Annotated in this window: 13 protein-coding genes; 8 read left to right on the plus strand and 5 right to left on the minus strand. The window is 70.2% G+C overall.

The genetic code is table 11. From position 1 onward, the window contains the following. Window positions 1–153 precede the first annotated feature (153 nt). Window positions 154–1,494 (plus strand): sigma-54-dependent transcriptional regulator, encoded by a 1,341-nt coding sequence (locus AC3WOE_RS13055; protein ID WP_492691014.1) that lies wholly within the window; start codon window positions 154–156, stop codon window positions 1,492–1,494. Between the two features lie 304 nt (window positions 1,495–1,798). After that, window positions 1,799–3,136, plus strand: a complete 1,338-nt coding sequence (locus tag AC3WOE_RS13060) for a sensor histidine kinase (RefSeq protein WP_492691015.1) — start codon at window positions 1,799–1,801, stop codon at window positions 3,134–3,136. Here the strand turns inward: AC3WOE_RS13060 and AC3WOE_RS13065 are convergent. Beyond that, window positions 3,111–4,088, minus strand: coding sequence for an AEC family transporter (locus tag AC3WOE_RS13065; protein ID WP_492691017.1), 978 nt, complete (start codon window positions 4,086–4,088; stop codon window positions 3,111–3,113). The genes AC3WOE_RS13060 and AC3WOE_RS13065 overlap by 26 nt on opposite strands. 111 nt (window positions 4,089–4,199) lie before the next feature. On the opposite strand from AC3WOE_RS13065, the gene AC3WOE_RS13070 reads away from it, so the two are divergent. The 6 genes from AC3WOE_RS13070 (at window position 4,200) to AC3WOE_RS13095 (ending at window position 12,421) form a co-directional block, all read left to right on the plus strand. Continuing rightward, window positions 4,200–5,237 carry a protein kinase family protein gene (locus AC3WOE_RS13070; RefSeq protein WP_492691018.1) on the plus strand — a complete coding sequence of 346 codons (1,038 nt, stop codon included), beginning with the start codon at window positions 4,200–4,202 and terminating at the stop codon, window positions 5,235–5,237. Window positions 5,238–5,324: 87 nt separating this feature from the next. Further along, complete coding sequence (locus AC3WOE_RS13075; protein ID WP_492691020.1) at window positions 5,325–5,915, plus strand: PEP-CTERM sorting domain-containing protein; 591 nt, start codon at window positions 5,325–5,327, stop codon at window positions 5,913–5,915. 159 nt (window positions 5,916–6,074) lie between these two features. Further along, window positions 6,075–8,723 (plus strand): hypothetical protein, encoded by a 2,649-nt coding sequence (locus AC3WOE_RS13080; protein WP_492691021.1) that lies wholly within the window; start codon window positions 6,075–6,077, stop codon window positions 8,721–8,723. A gap of 25 nt (window positions 8,724–8,748) precedes the next feature. After that, window positions 8,749–10,815, plus strand: a complete 2,067-nt coding sequence (locus AC3WOE_RS13085) for an ATP-dependent helicase (RefSeq protein ID WP_492691023.1) — start codon at window positions 8,749–8,751, stop codon at window positions 10,813–10,815. Between the two features lie 339 nt (window positions 10,816–11,154). Then, the gene (locus AC3WOE_RS13090) at window positions 11,155–11,523 is read left to right on the plus strand and encodes a hypothetical protein (RefSeq protein WP_492691025.1); all 369 of its coding nucleotides are present in this window, start codon (window positions 11,155–11,157) and stop codon (window positions 11,521–11,523) included. A 217-nt stretch (window positions 11,524–11,740) separates the two neighbouring features. Beyond that, the gene (locus tag AC3WOE_RS13095; RefSeq protein ID WP_492691027.1) at window positions 11,741–12,421 is read left to right on the plus strand and encodes a hypothetical protein; all 681 of its coding nucleotides are present in this window, start codon (window positions 11,741–11,743) and stop codon (window positions 12,419–12,421) included. Here the strand turns inward: AC3WOE_RS13095 and AC3WOE_RS13100 are convergent. The 4 genes from AC3WOE_RS13100 to AC3WOE_RS13115 form a co-directional block, all read right to left on the minus strand. Continuing rightward, window positions 12,418–13,926 carry an alkaline phosphatase D family protein gene (locus AC3WOE_RS13100; RefSeq protein WP_492691029.1) on the minus strand — a complete coding sequence of 503 codons (1,509 nt, stop codon included), beginning with the start codon at window positions 13,924–13,926 and terminating at the stop codon, window positions 12,418–12,420. The two genes, AC3WOE_RS13095 and AC3WOE_RS13100, sit on opposite strands and share 4 nt — an antisense overlap. Before the next feature lie 29 nt (window positions 13,927–13,955). Next, on the minus strand, window positions 13,956–16,013 hold the full coding sequence (locus tag AC3WOE_RS13105; RefSeq protein WP_492691290.1) for a primosomal protein N': 2,058 nt from the start codon (window positions 16,011–16,013) through the stop codon (window positions 13,956–13,958). A gap of 328 nt (window positions 16,014–16,341) precedes the next feature. Further along, on the minus strand, window positions 16,342–17,424 hold the full coding sequence (gene hemE / locus AC3WOE_RS13110) for a uroporphyrinogen decarboxylase (RefSeq protein ID WP_492691030.1): 1,083 nt from the start codon (window positions 17,422–17,424) through the stop codon (window positions 16,342–16,344). A 17-nt stretch (window positions 17,425–17,441) separates the two neighbouring features. Next, entirely contained in the window at window positions 17,442–18,287 is an 846-nt protein-coding gene (locus AC3WOE_RS13115) for a D-hexose-6-phosphate mutarotase (protein WP_492691031.1), read from the minus strand. Between the last annotated feature and the right edge of the window lie 22 nt (window positions 18,288–18,309).

Consider the following 18,309-nt stretch of genomic DNA (forward strand, 5'->3'; position numbering starts at 1 on the left):
TCTTCGCGCGCAAGCGGCGCAGGATACGGTGCGACTTATTTCGCTGACATGTAAAGCCGCCCAGGTAAACACCTAGACCAACCGGTCAGAGGTAACAGAGGGTTAAGGCGTGCCCGCGGGCCCTGCGGCCAAACCGGCCTATCCTCCCGCGCCATGCGACGCGTTCTGATCATCGACGACCACCCCGGCGTGGGCCAGGCCCTGGAGCTGCTGCTCTCCCTGCACGACATCGAAGCCAGCGTGGCCACCAGCCCGGAGGAAGGCCTGGCACTGCTGGACAAGCGTGCCTACGGCCTCGTCATCCAGGACATGAACTTCACGGCCGACACGACCTCGGGCGAGGAAGGCGAACAGCTTTTCCGCGCCATCCGCGCACGCCGCCCCGACCTGCCCGTCATCCTGCTGACGGCCTGGACGCGGCTGGACGCCGCCGTCGCGCTGGTGAAAGCCGGCGCGGCCGACTATCTCGCCAAGCCCTGGGACGATGCCAAGCTGATCGCGACCGTCGAGAACCTGCTGGAGCTGGACGAGGTCAATCGCGAGATCGCCCAGTTGCGCGAGGCGCGGCGTGAGCGGCGCGCCGCATTGGCGCGCCGCTACGACCTCGCGGGCCTGGTGTTCGGCTCGGATGCGACGGCCAATCTGCTGGAGCTGGCCGGCCAGATCGCCGCGGCACCGGTGCCGGTGCTGATCACCGGTCCCAATGGCGCCGGCAAGGAGCGTGTGGCGGCCTTTGTGCACGCCAATTCAACGGTGCACGATGGGCCCTTCGTCGCATTGAACTGCGGCGCCCTGCCGGCCGATCTCATCGAGGCCGAACTGTTCGGCAGCGACAGCGGCGCCTACACCGGCGCGGCCAAGGCGCGCGTCGGCCGCTTCGAGGCCGCCGACGGCGGTACCCTCTTCCTCGACGAGATCGGCAACCTGCCGCTGGCCGGCCAGGTCAAGCTGCTGCGCGTGCTGGAGACCGGCCAGTTCGAGCGCCTGGGCTCGAGCAAGACCCGCCAGGTGAAGGTGCGCGTGCTGTCGGCCACGAACGCCGACTTGCGCTCGATGGTGAAGTCAGGTCAGTTTCGCGAAGACCTGTTCTACCGCCTCAACCTCATCGAGCTGAAGCTCCCTGCCCTGGCCGAGCGCCGCGACGATGTGCTGCCGCTGGCCGAGCATTTCCTGGCCGGCCGCGCGCCGTTGAGCGAGGCGGCACGCGAAGCCCTGCTGGCGCACCGCTGGCCGGGCAATGTGCGCGAGCTGAAGAACGCCGTCGAGCGCGCCGCCCTGCTCTGCCAGGGGGGCGAGATCACGCCGGCACTGCTCGGCCTGGAAGAGGCCAACGGCGGTGGCGGCGCCTACCGCAACCTGGATGAGCCCAGCCGCGAGGCCGTCGTTGCCGCGCTGAATGCAGCCGGCGGCGTCGTCAGCCGCGCCGCCAGCCAGCTCGGCCTGTCGCGCCAGGCGCTCTATCGCCGCTTGGAACGTTACGGGATCGCAACGTGAGGCCCCTCGTCCAAGGACTACCTTGGCCGGTCTTGCAGACCGCGCTGCGGCATGAGCCGCAACCCTTCGGCAGGCACATGCCGCCCACCGGGCGCCATGTGTCCGGCCTCAGCCCCCGAGGGGACGGCGATGCTTGCGGCGTTGAGCCGCAAGCACATCGCCAGCGCGGGCCGGCCAGGGAACTGGAGTCGGACTCAAGCAGTCCCTGCGGACTGCTTGTGCCTACGGAAGGCCATGGGCCTCTGGCCCATGGCAGGCCCGGCGCTCGGCCCGCAAACTTCCTGTACCGCCTACGAGCCCATTGATGCGCGCCCATTTCTCGCTGCGCGCCCGCGCCCTGCTGGCCCTCGGCCTGGCCGCGGTCGTGCCACCGCTGGTCATCCTCGGCGTGCGCCGCATGGGCCTGGACGCCGGCATCGCGCTGGCCGTGGCGGTGCTGGTGATGCTGCCGCTGATCGCCTGGCTGGCCGCGTTCTGGATCTCGCCACTGCTGCGCCTCACGCGCGCCCTCGAAGGCGCCGTGCTGAGCTACCGCGACGGCGACTTCAGCCTCAATCTGGCGCCGGACGGCCCGCCCGAGCTGGCCATGCTGACGCAGCTGCACGCCGAGCTCGGCCTGGCCCTGCGCGAGCAGCGCCAGCACCTGGCCCAGCGCGAGCTGCTGCTGGACACCGTGGTGCAGAACACCCCCGTGGCCCTGGTGCTGACGGCGCCAAGCGATCGCATCGCCATCGCCAACCTGGCCGCGCGCCAGCTGCTGGGCGACGGCCGCAGCCTGACCGGCCTGGACTTCGCCACCGTCATCGCCGACCTGCCCGAGACCCTGCGCGAAGCCCTGGAGGGCGACGGCGACCGCCTCTTCGCGGTGACGCTGCCCGACGGCTCGGAGGAGACTTTCCACCACAGCACGCGCGCCTTCCGGCTGCAGGGCCAGCCGCACCGGCTGCGGCTGCTGCGGCGCATGACGCGCGAGCTGTCGCGCGCCGAGGTGGCGACCTGGAAGCGCGTCATCCGCGTGCTCAGCCATGAGCTCAACAACTCGTTGGCGCCCATCTCTTCGCTGGCCCACAGCGGCGCCGAGCTGGCGCGGCGCGGCGACACCGAACGCCTGCCCCAGGTGCTGGCCAGCATCGGCGAGCGCGCGGCCCATCTGCATGGCTTCCTGTCGGGCTATGCCAGCTTCGCCAAGCTGCCGGCGCCGCGCCGCGACGCGGTGGACTGGGCCACCTTCCTGAACCGCCTGGGCACGTTGGGCGAATTCAACCTGGATGGCGAGGTGCCCGCCCAGCCGGGCTGGTTCGATGCGGCCCAGATCGAGCAGGCCCTGCTGAACCTGATCAAGAACGCCCACGAGTCGGGCAGCGATCCGGACGAGATCGCGCTGCGCCTGGGCCTGGCGGGCAGCGAGCTGCGCATCGAGGTGCTGGACCGCGGTCCCGGCATGAGCGAGACCGTGCTGGCCCAGGCCCTGCTGCCCTTCTATTCGACCAAGCGCTCCGAGCCCGGCTCGCAGGGCGGCACCGGCCTGGGCCTGGCCCTGGTGCGCGAGATCGCCGAGGCCCACGACGGCCGCATCGCGCTGAGCAATCGCGACGGCGGCGGCCTGCGCGTCGTCATCAGCCTGCCGCAGCAGGCTCGATGAGGACGGTGGCCAGGCCGCTGAACGTCAGGAAAGCCAGGGCCGTGGACGCCAGGATGATGCGCGCCACGCGGCCGTTGTCGGCCCCATAACGCTCCGCCAGCAGTGACACATTGCTGGCGCTGGGCAGGGCTGCCGCCAGCGTCAGCGCGACAAGCTGGGGCCAGGCCAGCGGCGCCCCCAGCCCCCTTGCCGCGGCGCCCAGTGCGAATACCAGGGCCGGGTGCAGCAGCAGCTTGATGGCCGCCACCGGCAGGTAGAGGGCCGGCGGCGTCACCCGGCCGGCCTTGCGGTTGGCCCGGCCCGAACGGCTCAACACCGCACCGATGGTGAACAGGGCCACCGGCGAGGCGGCGTCGCCCAGCATGGAGATGACCTTGGCCAGCGGCCCCGGCAGCGCCAGGCCGCTGGCGCCCAGCAGCGCGCCCAGGGCGATCGACCAGGGCAGCGGGTTGGAGGCCGCCGCCTTCAGGGCCTGCACGAAGGCGGCACGGCCGGCGTGGCCGCTGGCACCGGCCTGGGCCAGGGCGATGCACAGCGAGCTGGTCACGAAGAGGTCGGCCAGGATGGTGCTGACGACCGGCCCGCCGGCGGCGCTGCCCAGCAGCGCGACGATCAGCGGCACGCCCATGAAGCCGGTGTTGGGAAAGGCGGCGACCAGGGCGCCGAAGGCCGCATCCTTCATGCGCACGCGCTCGGACAGCGTCGTCGCCACCGTGAAGAAGACGATGAGCAGGGCCGAGCTGACGTAGACGGCCAGCAGGGCCGGGTTCAGCAACTGCAGCAGCGGCGTGTCGCGCCCGAAGCGGAACAGCAGGCAGGGCAGCGCGAAAAACAGCACGAAACCGTTCAGGCCCGGAATGGCGCTGTCGGGCAGCAGGCCGCGCTCGGCGGCCAGCCAACCGCACAGCACCAGGGCGAAGAAGGGAAAGGTCGTTGCGAGGACGGCAAGCATGGTCGCCCGCGAGTATCAGCGCGCGTGAGCGAATGCTCGGACGGTCGCCGTTTGTAACAACGGGGGCTGGCGAGCCCCCTGGGGTCACCCCTAATATGCCGCGCCATGCGCATGCCCAATCTCACCCTGCCACCCCCAGCCGCCGCCGCGCCCCTGGACGAAGGGCAGGCCCTGGGCGTGTGGCGGCTGGAAAAGCCCCTGCCCGACGGCGAGCAGGCGCATGCGGGCCAGTGGTACAGCGCCCATCACGCCATGGCCAAGGAGCAGAAGTCGGCAGTCCTCGTGCTGGACCGCAGCGACCAGGGCGCCGGCGTCATGCTGCGCTACGCCGACCAGGCCGGTGACCTCGCCAAGCTGCAGCACATGCACATCGCGGTGCCCAGCGACAGCGGCGTGACCCCCGATGCCCATCCCTACCTGATCGTCGAAGGCGAGCACGGCGAGCCCCTGCTGCCGCAACTGCATCAGCTGGCCCTGCGCGCCCGCGTCGAGTTGCTGGTGCAGCTCTGCGAGGCCCTGCGTTCGGCCCACCAGCAGGGCTGGCTGCTGGCCGAGATCGATCCCGCCATGATCTGGCTCGACCCCAAGGGCGATGTGCGCCTGATGGGCCTGGGCCTGGCCAAGATTCCCGACCCGACCGACCCTTTCGACCGCGGCCTGAGCCTGGGCGCTTCGCCGGCCTTCGTCGCGCCGGAGCGCCGCAACGGTGAACCCCCGACCCTGGCCAGCGAAGTCTTCGGCCTCGGCGCCCTGGCCCGCGTCCTCATCTGCGGCTGGGAAGACACCCCCAAGGGCCTGGCCCCGCTGCGCGGCAGCGCCGCCGACCAATGGCCGGCGATGAAGGAAGCCCAGCAGATCAAGCTGGATGCGGTGCTGCGCTCGGCCATGGCCGACTCGCCGGAGCTGCGCATGCGCGGCGCCGAGAGCCTCGCCGACGAGTTGCGCGAATGGCTGGGCCTCAGTCCTTCGCGCAGTGCCGCCAACGCGGCCACGCCTGCCGAGGCGGCCGACAAGGCCAAGCCCCCCCCCTGGTGGAAGCGCTGGCTGTGGCTGGGTGCCGCTGCCGGCCTCGGGCTGCTGGCGATGGCCGCCCATGTCGCGGACCGCCCGGCGGCCACGGCCGGCACCCAGAGCCAATCCCCGGGTTGACCCCGACTGACGGGCGACTGACTAGGGATGTCGCCCCCAGCATCGCTTCGCCAACAATGCGCGCCCATCCGATCCTGGAGCGCCCTCATGGCCCGTTCTCTCCTCGCGCCCTTCGTCGCCGCCGCGGCCCTGTCCCTGGCCGCCTCGGCCACGCTCGCGGCCGGCTTCAACACCGATGCCGAAGGCTGGACCACCAGCAACGGCGGCGACCAGGTCTGGATGGCCAGCGGCGGCAACGGCGGCGGCTGGCTGCAGATCACCGACAGCAGCAACGACGACTTCCTGCTGAACGCGCCGGTCGCCTGGCTGGGCAACTGGTCGGCCAACGCCGGCCGCACCCTGTCCTTCGACGCCAGGAACGTCAACGGCGATGCCCCGGACTGGGCGCCCTTCGGTGAGGTCACCATCACCGGTACCGGCGGCAGCCTGGTGTTCGACATGGCGGCCCCCGGCAGCCCGCCGGCCGACGGCCAGTGGCATCGCTACAGCTTCGTGCTGCCGTCCTCCCCCGTGCTGTCCAACGTCACCAGCCTGACGATCAAGGGCGAGTTCCATGCCGGCGTGACCGAGGTCGTCGGCATCGACAACATCCAGGTCTCCGCCGTGCCCGAACCCACCGGCGCTGCCCTGCTGCTGGGCGGCCTGGGCCTGCTGGCGCTGCTGCGACGCGGGCGCTGAAGCCGGTCCGGCGGCCGGGGTTGCCCGGGATGCCGAGCCGCCGGTGCTCGGCAACAATGCGCGCTTCCCCGGAGGCTCCATGACCTGCCCGCTGCTTGCGCCGTTGTACGTGACCCCTTCTGTCGCTATCCCGACCGGCCTGAACCGGCAGGCACGCTGATGGCCGCCGTCGGGGCCGCGCCCGCCACCATCGCCACGGGCCTGCTGGGCTTCGGCGAACTGCAGCTCAGGCTGCCCGCCACCCGGACGCAATGGCTGGCCCTGGTGGCCGGCGTCGGCCTGGGCCTGGTCGGCGCCGAGCTGGCCTGGCACCACCCGCTGTCGGGGCCGCTGGCGCTCGCGGCCTGGGGCGTCGTCGTGCTGCTGGCCGCGCTGTTCTGGGTCAAGACCCCCGTGCTGCTGTTCGCGCCCCTGCCCCTGGTGGGCCTGGCGCCCTGGACGGGCTGGATCACTTTCGAGGAAATGGACCTGCTGGTCACCGCCTGCGGCTGCGGCGGCTACCTCGCCTATGCGCTGCAGCTGAACGCGCGCGACCGCGCCCCGGCCTGGCGGCACGGCCTGGTCTATTCGCCCGTCGTCATCGTGCTGATGATCGCGCTGGCGCTGTCCGCCGCCTGGAGCATGAGGCGCGGCTTCGCCGACGCCGGCGGTTTCGCCTTCGGCTGGTTCCATGGCTATCACGAAGCCATGAATTCGGTGCGCAATGCCAAGGCCATCTTCCTGGCCCTGGCCCTGCTGCCGCTGTGGACGGCAGCGGCCACCGCGCGTCCGCGAGGTTTTTCGCGCGGCCTGCTGCTGGGCCTGGTGCTGGCCCTGGCCGGCGGCAGCGCCGCCGCGCTGTGGGAACGCCTGGCCTATCCCGGCCTGCTGGACTTCTCCACCGACTACCGCACCACGGCGCTGTTCTGGGAAATGCATGTCGGCGGCGCGGCTCTGGACGGCTTCCTGGTGCTGACCCTGCCGTTCGCGCTGCTGGCCCTGCTGCGCACGCGCTCGCCCTGGCGCTTCGCCGTCGGCATCGGCGTCGCCCTGCTGGCGGCCTATGCCTGCCTGACGACCTTCTCGCGCGGCGTCTATCTCGCGCTGCCGCTGGCCCTCATCCCCATGGTGATGCTGGCCGACGCCCAGCGCCGCCGCGCGGTGGCCTCCGGGCCCGAGAGCAGCAGCATCGACAGCAGCCTCGGCGCCATCGACGCGCCGCTGCCCCGCCTGGCCAAGATCGGCGCCCTGGCCATGGCCGCGGCCTTTGCGCTGGCAGCGGCCCTGGTCTTCGGCGGCGGCGGCTATCGCGGCCTGCTGGCCCTGTTCTTCGCCATGGTCATCCTGCTGACCATGCCCGCCAGCCTGTGGCTGCCGAGCTTCGGCCAGCGCCTGACAGCCGTCCTCATGGGCGGGCTGCTCGCCCTGCTGCTCGGTGGCGCGAGCTGGGCCCTGTCCCTGGCGGTGCCCAAGGCGGCCTATGTGCTCAATGTCGTCGCCCTGCTCTGCTGCGCCGTGCTGCGCTGGCGCGACGAGCCCGGGCAGGTGCGCCCCATCTATGCGCTGATCGTCACGACGGCCTGGTTCTGGCTGCTGGCCACCATGGTCATCGTGGCCGACTACTGGGGCGGCACCTCGGGGCGCTGGACGGCGGGCGCTGCGGGCCTGGCCCTTGGCGGCCTGTGGGCGGCCATGCTGCTGGAGCAGCGCCTGTGGCCCTTGCAAGGCGCGGGCAGCCAGGGCCGAGCCGGCTGGCGCAAGCGCGCCCTGCTGGTGGCCGGCCTGCTGATGGTCATGGCCATCGTCGCCGCCCTGGGCGGCGGCGGCTATCTGCGCGATCGCGTCGCGACCTGGAAGGAAGACGGCCAGACCCGCCTGACGCATTGGCGCGACGGCCTGCACCTGCTGCACGGCGGCCGCCAGTGGCTGTTTGGCAAGGGGTCCGGGCGCTTCGTGCCGAGCAATTTCTACGACGGCCCGGTCAGCAGCCAGATCGGCGACTACCGGCTGCGCCACGACCCGAACGAGTCCTATCTGGCGCTGGCTGCGGGCAAGCACGTGCTGGGCCGCGGCGAACAGTTCCGCATCAGCCAACGCATCCCCGCGCCGGCGCCCGGGCCCGTCTCCATCACCCTGGTGCATCGCACGGCCGCGGATGCCATCCTGGTGCTGCAGGTCTGCGAGAAAAACCTCATCTACCCCGACAACTGCAGCAGCATCCAGCCGACGCTGAAGCCGCTGCGCGCCGAAACCCCGCCGGTCGAAGACAGCGCCGGCGCGACGGCTGCGACCGCACCCGCCACCGGCATGGGCACCTGGCAGACCAGCCAGTTCCAGCTCGGCAGCGTGCCGAAGCTGGGCGGCGACTGGTGGGCGCCGCGCTTCGTGACCTTCTCCATGGCGCTGGACACGCGCGGCGCCCGCGTGGACATCGACCGCATCGCCATGCAGGATGCCCAAGGCCGCCAGCTGCTGGTCAACGGCGACTTCAACCGCGAGATGGCGCACTGGTTCTTCTCCAGCGACCGCCACCACCTGCCCTGGCACATCAAGAACGCGGCCCTGCACGTGCTGTTCGAGCAGGGCCTGGTGGGCCTGGCGCTGTTGGGAGGCGCCTATCTGCTGGTGCTGGTGCGCCTGTCCTTCGGCCGCGGCCGCGACCACCCACTGGCGCCGGCCATCGTCGCCGCGCTGATCGGCTTCGGCGCCGTCGGGGCCTTCGACAGCCTGCTGGACGCTCCGCGCATCGGCTTCATCTTCTTCACGCTGCTGCTGCTCGGCCTCGGGTTGCGCGCCTTGCCGGGAGAGGGTGTGGCCCGAGTGGCATGATGCGCGGCCTCGCCTTGCCCCCGTCATGTCCGCAGTACCCCCTTCCGGCGCCCCCACGGCCGGCCTCAACCCGGCCCAGCTCGAAGCCGTCCACCACCTGAGCGGCCCCTGCCTCGTCATTGCCGGGGCCGGCTCGGGCAAGACCAAGGTCATCACGACCAAGATCGCCCAGCTGCTGGCGTCGGGCTACCGGCCCAGCCAGATCGCCGCCATCACCTTCACGAACAAGGCCGCGCAGGAGATGCGCGAGCGCGCCAAGGCCCTGGTGGGCAAGAAGGCGGCCAAGGACCTGGCCATCTCGACCTTCCACAGCCTGGGTGTGCGCCTGCTGCGCGAGGAAGGCTCGCGCGTCGGGCTGAAGGAGCAGTTCTCCATCCTCGACAGCGACGACGTGCTCAACGTGCTGAAGGACGCCGGCGGCACGACGGACGTGAAGCAGGCGCAGCGCTGGCAGTGGACCATCTCGCTGTGGAAGAACCAGGGGTTCGGTCCCGCCCAGGCGGCCCAGGTCGCCCAGGACGAGGACGAGCGCTCGGCCGCCGCCGTCATGGTGCGCTACCAGGAGCGCCTGGCGGCCTACCAGGCCGTCGACTTCGACGACCTCATCACCCTGCCCTTGAAGCTGCTGACGACCGACGCCGAGGCGCGCGAGAAATGGCAGAACAAGCTCCGCTACGTGCTGGTGGACGAATACCAGGACACCAATGCCGTGCAGTACGAGCTGCTGAAGGCCCTGGTGGGCGAGCGCGGCATGTTCACGGCGGTGGGCGACGACGACCAGTCCATCTACGGCTGGCGCGGCGCCACCATCGAGAACCTCAAGCGCCTGCCGACCGACTACCCGGCGCTGAAGGTCATTCCGCTGGAGCAGAACTACCGCTCGACGGGCTCCATCCTGCGCGCGGCCAACAACGTCATCGCCGGCAACCCCAAGCTGTTCGAGAAGAAGCTGTGGAGCGAGTACGGCGACGGCGAGCCCATCGCGCTGCTGGAGGCAGACGGCGAGGAGCACGAGGCCGAGCGCGCCGTCGCGCGCATCCAGCAGCTGCGCGCCGACGGCAAGGGTCCCAACTTCAAGGACTTCGCCATCCTCTACCGGGCCAACCACCAGGCCCGCATCTTCGAGCAGGCCCTGCGCCGCGCGCAGATTCCCTACAAGGTCTCGGGCGGCCAGAGCTTCTTCGACAAGGCCGAGATCAAGGACCTGTGCGCCTGGCTGCGTCTCTTGGTGAATCAAGACGACGACCCGGCCTTCTTGCGTGCTGTGACCACCCCCAAGCGCGGCATCGGCCACACCACGCTGGGGGCCCTGGGCAGCTTCTCGGCGCAATGGAAGTGCAGCATGTTCGAGGCCCTGTTCTCAGAGAGCCTGGCCACGGCCGTGACGGCCCGGGCGCTGGCTCAGTTGCACGAATTTGGTCGCTATGTGAACGAGCTGCAATACAAGGCCAAACATACCGAGGGCCACACCGCGGCGCATGCGATGTTGATGGAGTGGCTCAAGGACATCGCCTACGAAGCCCATCTCATCGACAACGAGGAGAACGAGAAGGTCGCCCAGGCGCGCTGGGGCAATGTGCTGGACTTCGTCGACTGGATCGCCAAGCGTTGCGGCGGCCAGCACAGCGAGGAAGACGGCGTCAGCTTCACCGAACCCAAGCAGAGCGTGCTGGACGTGGCCCAGACCATCTCCGTCATCCTGTCGCTGGCCGAGCGCGGCGAGGAGCAGGACCAGGTGACGCTGACCACCCTGCACGCCTCCAAGGGCCTGGAGTGGCCCCATGTGGTGCTGGCCGGCGTCAACGAGGGCCTGCTGCCCTTCAAGCGCGATGAAGAAGAGATGACGGCCGAGGCTCTCCAGGAGGAAAGGCGGCTGATGTATGTCGGCATCACCCGCGCCCGCACGACCCTGGCCGTGTCAACGTTGCGCCGACGCAAGAAAGGCCGGGACACCGTCGTGGGCATCCCGAGCCGCTTCCTGGCCGAAATGAAGCTCGACGAGGGCATCACCCGCGAGGATCCCCGGGAAAAGCTCAAGCGCATGCGCGAGGAACTGGCCGCCAAGGCAGCCGCCCGGGCGTCATCCCAGTAGTTCGTGGCCGTAGTGCACAGATGTGGGCCGCGCGCTGGGCCTGCCATGGGCCAGAGGCCCATGGCCTTGCGTAGGCACAAGCAGTCCGCAGGGACTGCTTGTGTCCGACTCCAGTTCACCGAGCAGGCCCGCGCTGGCGATGTGCTTGCGGCTCGATGCCGCAAGCGTCGCCGCCCCCCCAGGGGGACCGGCCAGGTACCCCTGGACGAGTGGCCTACATTTTTCAAGCTTGAGGCGCTCATTCGCGGGGGTCCCCCCTGAGCGCGTGAAGTCTTCACAACTTCATCACGCTAGGCTGCGAACAATGCGATCCAGCCCTTCTTTCCGGTGAGCCTGCACATGAAAGCCCTGGTCCTTGCTGCCGCCCTCGCTGCCCTGAGTACCACCGCCCCTGCCGGTGCCGGCCGTGATGTGCGCCAACCCATCGTCGACACGACGACGGCCACCGTGATCGCCGACGCGGGCCGCCTGGGCTCGGCCAGCCTGACGTCGCTGAATGGCAACGCCCACTGGACGCCGGCCACCCGCCAGGCCGACACCGAATTCGACGTCCTGCCCGCCCAGGTGGACACTGGCACGCTGCTGATCGTTCTCGGCGCCCTCGCCCTGGCCATCGCCCGCCCCGTCAGCCGCGCCCTGCGCCGCCAGGAACAGCAGCGCCGCGCCACGGCGCTGGCCAGCACCCTGGGCCACACCCCCCGCGCCTAAGCGGCTTCCCCCTTCGATCTTCCGACACCGCGGCACCAGCCGCGGCGTGGTCTCGTCCAAACAATGTCCTGGACGAGGGCGCTGCGTTTTAGTGAATTGCTTCACAGCCCGCACACCGGTCTGAGGGGGGTGTTCTCGCAGGTGTGAACTCTGCACCCGGCGCCCGGCAGGGCAGGCCGAAGAATCGCGGCCAATCACTCCAACCACTGCCCTGCCGATGAAACGCGTCGCCTCCCTGCTCGCCCTGATCGCCCTAAGCGCTTCCGCCCTGGCCGCCCCCGGCCCGGTGGGCAACAACCTGCTCGTCAACGGCAGCTTCGAGAGCACCGCCGTGGCCAACGGCAACTGGGTCAACGTCGCCACCACGCCGGGCTGGACCTGGCTGGCCGGCCCCGGCACCGGTTTCGAGATCCGCAACAACGTCGCGGGCCAGGCTCAGAACGGCAGCAACTACCTCGAGCTCGACACCAACGGCAACACGACCATCGGCCAGACCCTGGCCAATCTGACGGCCGGCACTCAGTTCGAACTGAGCTTCTGGTACTCGCCACGCGAGTTCCAGGCTGCCTCGACCAATGGCATCCAGGCCTACTGGAACGGCGTGCAGCTGGGCCCCGTGCTGAGCGGCCTCGGCGCCAGCGGCAACCAATGGACGGAGGTCAAGTTCAGCCTGACGGCCCAGGCCGGCAACAACCTGTTGAGCTTCGCCGCCGTCGGCACCAGTGACGGCCTGGGCGGCAGCCTGGACAACGTCAGCGTGCGTCGCCTGCCGGAGCCGGGCAGCCTGGCCCTGAGCTTCGCCGCGCTGGCCGGCTGCCTGCTGCTGCCGCGCTCGCTGCGCCGCAAGGCCGAGGCTCGCCGCGCCACGGCGCTGGCGGCGACGCTGAATCGCCACTAAGCCTTGAGCACACCGGGGCGACCCGGTGCCACGGCAAAACGCGCTGACGTGGCGATGCCGCTGTCCGGCCTCAATGCATCGTCCAAGGACCGCACCGCGGCCTGCAGCCCCTCGCGCGCATCCAGCTTGAAGGCCATATAGCCGCGCTGGTCGTTGCGGGCGTAGTGCAGATGCGGGTTCACGGCCCGCAGCGCATCCAGCGACTGCTTGCCACCCCAGCTCGTGATGGAGCTGCCGCAGAACTCGCTGGCCACGACCGGTGAATCCGCGTCGTCGAAGTCCGCCTTCAGATCGGCCACGACGTGGCTGTGCACATCCCCGCCCAGCACGACGACATTGGGCACCTGGCGCTCACGCACCACGTTCAGCAGCCGGTTGCGCGCGGGCGCATAGCCATCCCAGCCGTCGGTCCAGTAGGTGGGCTCCTTGGCGCTCCAGTTCATGCGCGCCATCAGCGTCTGCTGCGCGACCAGATTCCAGCGGCCCGGCGTCGTATCCCAACCCTCGGACAGCCAGCGCTCCTGGTTCGCACCCAGCAGCGTTCGCTTGGGGTCCAGCAACTCGGGGCATTCGCGCAGCGGCAGCGTGTTGCTGCCGTATTTGCCGGCCTTGGTGCAGAGCTGCGGATCGCGGTACTGGCGGTCGTCCAGCGCATGGATGACGGCGAGGCGCCCCCAGGCATGGCGGCCATGCATGCGCATGTCCAGGCCCCGCGGACGCCAGGCCTTGGGCAGGGGCTGGTGTTCCCAATAGGCCTGGTAGGCGGCCGTGCGGCGGGCCGGGAAGTCCTGGGCGATCTTCTCGCCGCGCAGGCCGGCATAGTCGTTCTCGACCTCATGGTCGTCCCAGACGAACAGCCAGGGCACGGCGGCATGCATGGCCTGCAGGGCCGGGTCGGCCTTGTACTGGGCATAGCGGGCGCGGTACTGGGCCAGCGTCACCGTGTCGCCGCCCTCGACGCTGCGCACGCGGCCGGGCGCGGCGCCGTATTCGTAGATGTAGTCGCCGAGGAAGATGACGAGATCCAGCTCCTCGGCCAGCATATGGCGCCAGGCAGCAAAGAAGCCATGGTCCCAGCGCTGGCAGCTCGCAATGGCGAAACGCAGCGGCTCCAGCGCCTCCGCCGCCGGCGCCGTGCGCGTGCGGCCGACTGCGCTGCGCTGGCCCAGGGCCTCGAAGCGGTACCAGTACCAGCGGCCCGGCCTGAGTCCCGCGGGCTCGGCATGCACGCTGTGGGCACAGCCCGCTTCAGCGGTCTCGGTGCCCGAGGCGACGCGCTGCTTGAAGGCCTCGTCCTCCGCCACTTCCCAACGCACCTCGACGCGCTCCGACAGGTCGGTGCCGGTCAGCCGCGTCCACAGCACCATGCCGTCGGCGCTCGGGTGGCCGGAGGCGATGCCGAGGGCGAAGCGCGGCGCGGCGTCGGCGCGCGCATGGCGCAGAAAACCGGGTGCGAGACCGGCGGCCAGCGACAGTTGCAGCAGATGGCGGCGATGGGTGTCCATCTCTGCATTCTGGCGCCGTCAGATGGCGCTCAGATGGCCAAAGGATCCACGTCCACGGCCCAGCGCAGCACCGCCTTGTGCTCGCGCTTGAGCGCAATCAAGGCCGGCACCCAGGCACGCAGAAAGGCCTGCAGCCGCGCACGCTGCGTGGCCTCCACCAGCATCTGCATGCGCTCCACGTCGGCCACCCGGGCGACGGCATGCGGTACCGGCGGATAGACCAGCACCTGCTCGTCCTGCAACAGATTCGCTGCCGCATCCAGGAAAGCCTTGGCGGCTTCGGCCGTGCGCGCCTCGGCCCGCAGCAGGGCGAGATGGGCGAAGGGCGGCAGGCTGGCCGAGCGCCGCTCGGCCAACTGGTCGCTGGCGAAGCGCACATAGTCGTGGCGCGCCAGGGCCTGGTAGAGGGCATGGTCGCGGTGCCAGGTCTGCACCCACATCTCGGCCGGCGTTTCGCCCGCGGCGTCACGCCCGGCCCGGCCGCCGGCCTGCATCAGCAGCGCGAACAGGCGCTCGGGAGCACGGAAGTCGCTGCTGAACAGCGCGCCATCCGGGTTCACCGCGGCGACGAAGCGGATGCGCCGGAAGTCGTGGCCCTTGGTGACCATCTGGGTGCCGACCAGGATGTCGACGTCACCGTCATGCACGGCCTTGAGCTGGGCTTCCAATTCGCCCTTGCGCCGCGTCGAGTCGGCGTCGATGCGCAACACGCGCGCACCGGGCAGGGCCTCGCTCAACTGCTCTTCCAGCTTCTCGGTGCCCCGGCCAATGGGCGCGATGTCGTGATTGCCGCAGTTCGGGCAGGCACTCGGCACGCGCTCGGTGAAGCCGCAGTGGTGGCAGCGCAGCGTGCGGTCGCGCTTGTGGAAGACGCGCCAGGCGCTGCAATGCGGGCAGTCGCTCTTCCACTGGCATTCGCCGCAATGCAGGACCGGCGCATAGCCGCGGCGGTTCAGGAACACGAGGCTCTGTTCGCCGCGCTCCAGCCTTTCCTTCAGCGCGGCCAGCAGCGGCGCCGTCAGGGCCGTGGTCACGCCGGCCGTGGGTGGCAGGGCCTTCATGTCGAAAAGGCGCACCCTGGGCAGGGCGCCGCCGCCGATGCGGGCGGCCAGCGTCAGGCGCTCATAACGACCACTCTCGGCGTGCTGCCAGCTCTCCAGCGATGGCGTCGCCGAGCCGAGGACGACGGGGATGCGCAGGTCATGGGCGCGCCAGACGGCCAGGTCGCGGGCCGAATAGCGCGCGCCGTCCTGCTGCTTGTAGGAAGGGTCGTGCTCCTCGTCGACGACGACGAGTCCCAACTCGGGCAGCGAGGCGAACACGGCCAGCCGCGTGCCGAGCACCAGACGGGCGCGGCCGAGATGGGCAGCCAGCCAGTTCTGCAGACGCTGGGCCGGCGTCAGCGCGCTGTGCAACGAGACGATGGCCAGCGGCTCGGGCAGCAGGGCCGCGAAGCGCTCGGTGAAGCGGGCCTCGAGCTGGGGCGTCAGGTTGATCTCGGGCACCAGCACCAGCACCTGGCGGCCGGCCGCCAGCGCGGCCTCGGCGGCGCGCAGATAGACCTCGGTCTTGCCGCTGCCGGTCACGCCGAAGAGCAGCACGGGCTTGGGCGGGCCGCCGGCGATCTGGGCGGCAATGCGTGCCACCGCCTCGGCCTGCTCGGGCGCCAGCTCGGGCTTGACCGGCTCGGGCACGGCGACGGCCTTGGCGGCCTTGCGGTCCAGCTTGCGCAGCCGCGCCGCCAGTTGCTCGGGCGACAGTTCGCGCAGTTGCGGCGGCAGCACCGCGCTGGCCAGTTCGCCGACGCTGCGCTGGTAGTAACCGGCGGCGAAGTCCAGCAGGCGGCACCAGTCGGCGGCCAAGGGCGGCAGGGCATCGAACACCGCCGCCACCGGCTTCAGCGCCAGCCCTTCGGCCGGCGTGGCCTCGCCGGGCCAGACCACCCCCAGCAACTCGCGTTTGCCAAGCGGCACCCGCACCAGCGAGCCCGATGCGAGCGCCTGCTCACTGGCGTAGTCAAGCGGGCCATTCAACCCGCTGTGCTGGGGTGCGTCGACGGCGACGCGCACCGTCATGGGGCCTGGCATTTCAGCCATGCGCAGCTCCACGCTTCTTGTGAAGCAGTGGCTCAGCAAATGGCCGCAAGTGCATGATTTAGAAAGGCTCTTGGGTTGCCCACAATTTCTGTGGATAAGTTTGTGAGCAAATCGCCCTGCCCGGGCCACGAGCGCACCGACACGGGCCGGGCCTGCCCAAATTCAGTCCTTGGTGCGTTTTGCCTGTCGCCTTGAAAATCAAGCACTTAGCACGAATTCGGGAAAACTCTTAGGTGCGCCGCACCAACGACAGTCCGGCGCCCTCGCCCCCCAGTTTTTGGGGATAAGTCGCCGCGCAAGTGCAGATTTGACGGCCCCGTCAGACCGTCGCGCGCAGGCGGCGGGAGTACTGGTGAACCTCGTCCACCAGGGCCTCGACGCTCTCGGGCGGCGTGAACTGGCTGATGCCGTGGCCGAGGTTGAAGACATGGCCCTGGCCGGCCCCCGGCTTGCCGAAACTGTCCAGCACGGCCCGCGCCTGGGCGCGCACGGCTTCGGGCGGCGCGAACAGCACATTCGGGTCGAGGTTGCCCTGCAGCGCGACACGGTCGCCCACGCGGGCGCGGGCGGTGGCGAGGTTCATGGTCCAGTCCAGGCCGATGGCATCGGCGCCGGCGTCGGCGATCTCGTCCAGCCACAGGCCGCCGCCCTTGGTGAACAGGATGCGCGGAATGCGCACGCCGGCGTGTTCGGTCTTCACTGCACTGAGCACCTGGCGTGAATAGGCCAGGCTGAACTGCTGGAAGGCGCCGTCGGCCAGCACCCCACCCCAGGAGTCGAACAGCATGACGGCCTGGGCGCCGGCCTCGATCTGGGCGTTCAGATAGGCCGCCACCGAGCGCGCGTTGGTGTCCAGGATGCGGTGCATCAGGTCGGGGCGGGCATACATCAGGCTCTTGACGAGCCGGTAGTCGTCCGAGCCGCCGCCCTCCACCATGTAGCAGGCGAGCGTCCACGGGCTGCCCGAGAAACCGATCAGCGGCACGCGGCCGTTCAAGGCCTTGCGAATGGACGTGACCGCGTCGAAGACATAGCGCAGCTTGTCCATGTCCGGCACTTCCAGGGCCGCGACGGCGGCCTCGTCGCGAACTTGCCTTGCGAACTTGGGGCCCTCGCCCTGCTGGAAGGACAGGCCCAGGCCCATCGCATCGGGCACGGTCAGGATGTCGCTGAACAGGATGGCCGCATCCAGCGGGAAGCGCTCCAGCGGCTGCAGCGTGACCTCGGTGGCGTAGTCGGTGTTGGTGGCCAGGCCCATGAAGCTGCCCGCCTTCTCGCGCGTGGCGCGGTACTCGGGCAGGTAGCGGCCGGCCTGGCGCATCAGCCAGATGGGGGTGTGCTCGGTGGGCTGGCGCAGGCAGGCGCGCAGGAAGCTGTCGTTTTGGAGGGCAGCGAAAGACATCCCGGGATTATCGGAGTTCAGAGCAGCACCAGGCTCTGCCGCCCCACCCAGCTTTCGCCGGCCGGCAGTTCGACGGGGCGGCCGATGGTGGCGGCCTCGACGCACAGCATCTCCGACCAGCCCTCCGGCGGCATGTCGGCCAGTTGGGCACAGCGCTCGGGGCCGGGATTCCAGACCACGGCGTCCTCGAAGCCCAGTTGGCGCACGGCCAGCTGGCGGCGGTCTTCGGTGACCAGCAGCGGCCTCTCCTTGACGCCGAAGTAGATGCGGTCAAGATCGAGCACGCCCTTCTCGCCGGTCAGCAACAGGTCCATGCGCTGCAGGGCCTCGGCCTTCTTGATGCTGTCCCAGTAGCGCAGGCCGGCCAGGCCCTCGACGCTGACGGCGTCCAGGTCCAGCACACGCAGATAGGTGTGCAGGGCCGCGGTGAACTGCAGCGGCCCATCACCGGGCTGGCCGAGGTTCTCGCAGGCCAGCTCGACGTCCAGCGTGCGGCCGCCGATGCGCACGCTCAGCTCCAGCTCGAAGGCATGCGGCCAGAGGGCGCGCGTGATGCCGTTGTCGCGCAGGCGCATGACCACCAGCGCATCGTCCCTGCCCTGTTCCTGGCTGACCAATTCCCAAGGCAACGTCCGTGCGAAGCCATGCTTGGGCAGGGGACCACGATCGGAGAACTGCGGAAAGCACACCGGCACGCCGCCGCGGATGGCCTTGCCGGGCACGAACTCGCTGCGCGGCGACAGATAGAGCTGCTCGCCGGCGCCGGCCGGTTTCCAGGACAGCAGGTGGCCGCCATGCAGGCTGAGTTCGGCGCTGGCGCCATCGGGACTTTGCAGGGTGATGCGGGAGGCTTCGGTGCTCATGGGGCGGACAGGTGCGCGGCGG

The sequence above is a fragment of the Roseateles sp. FW305-36 genome (assembly GCF_058787015.1).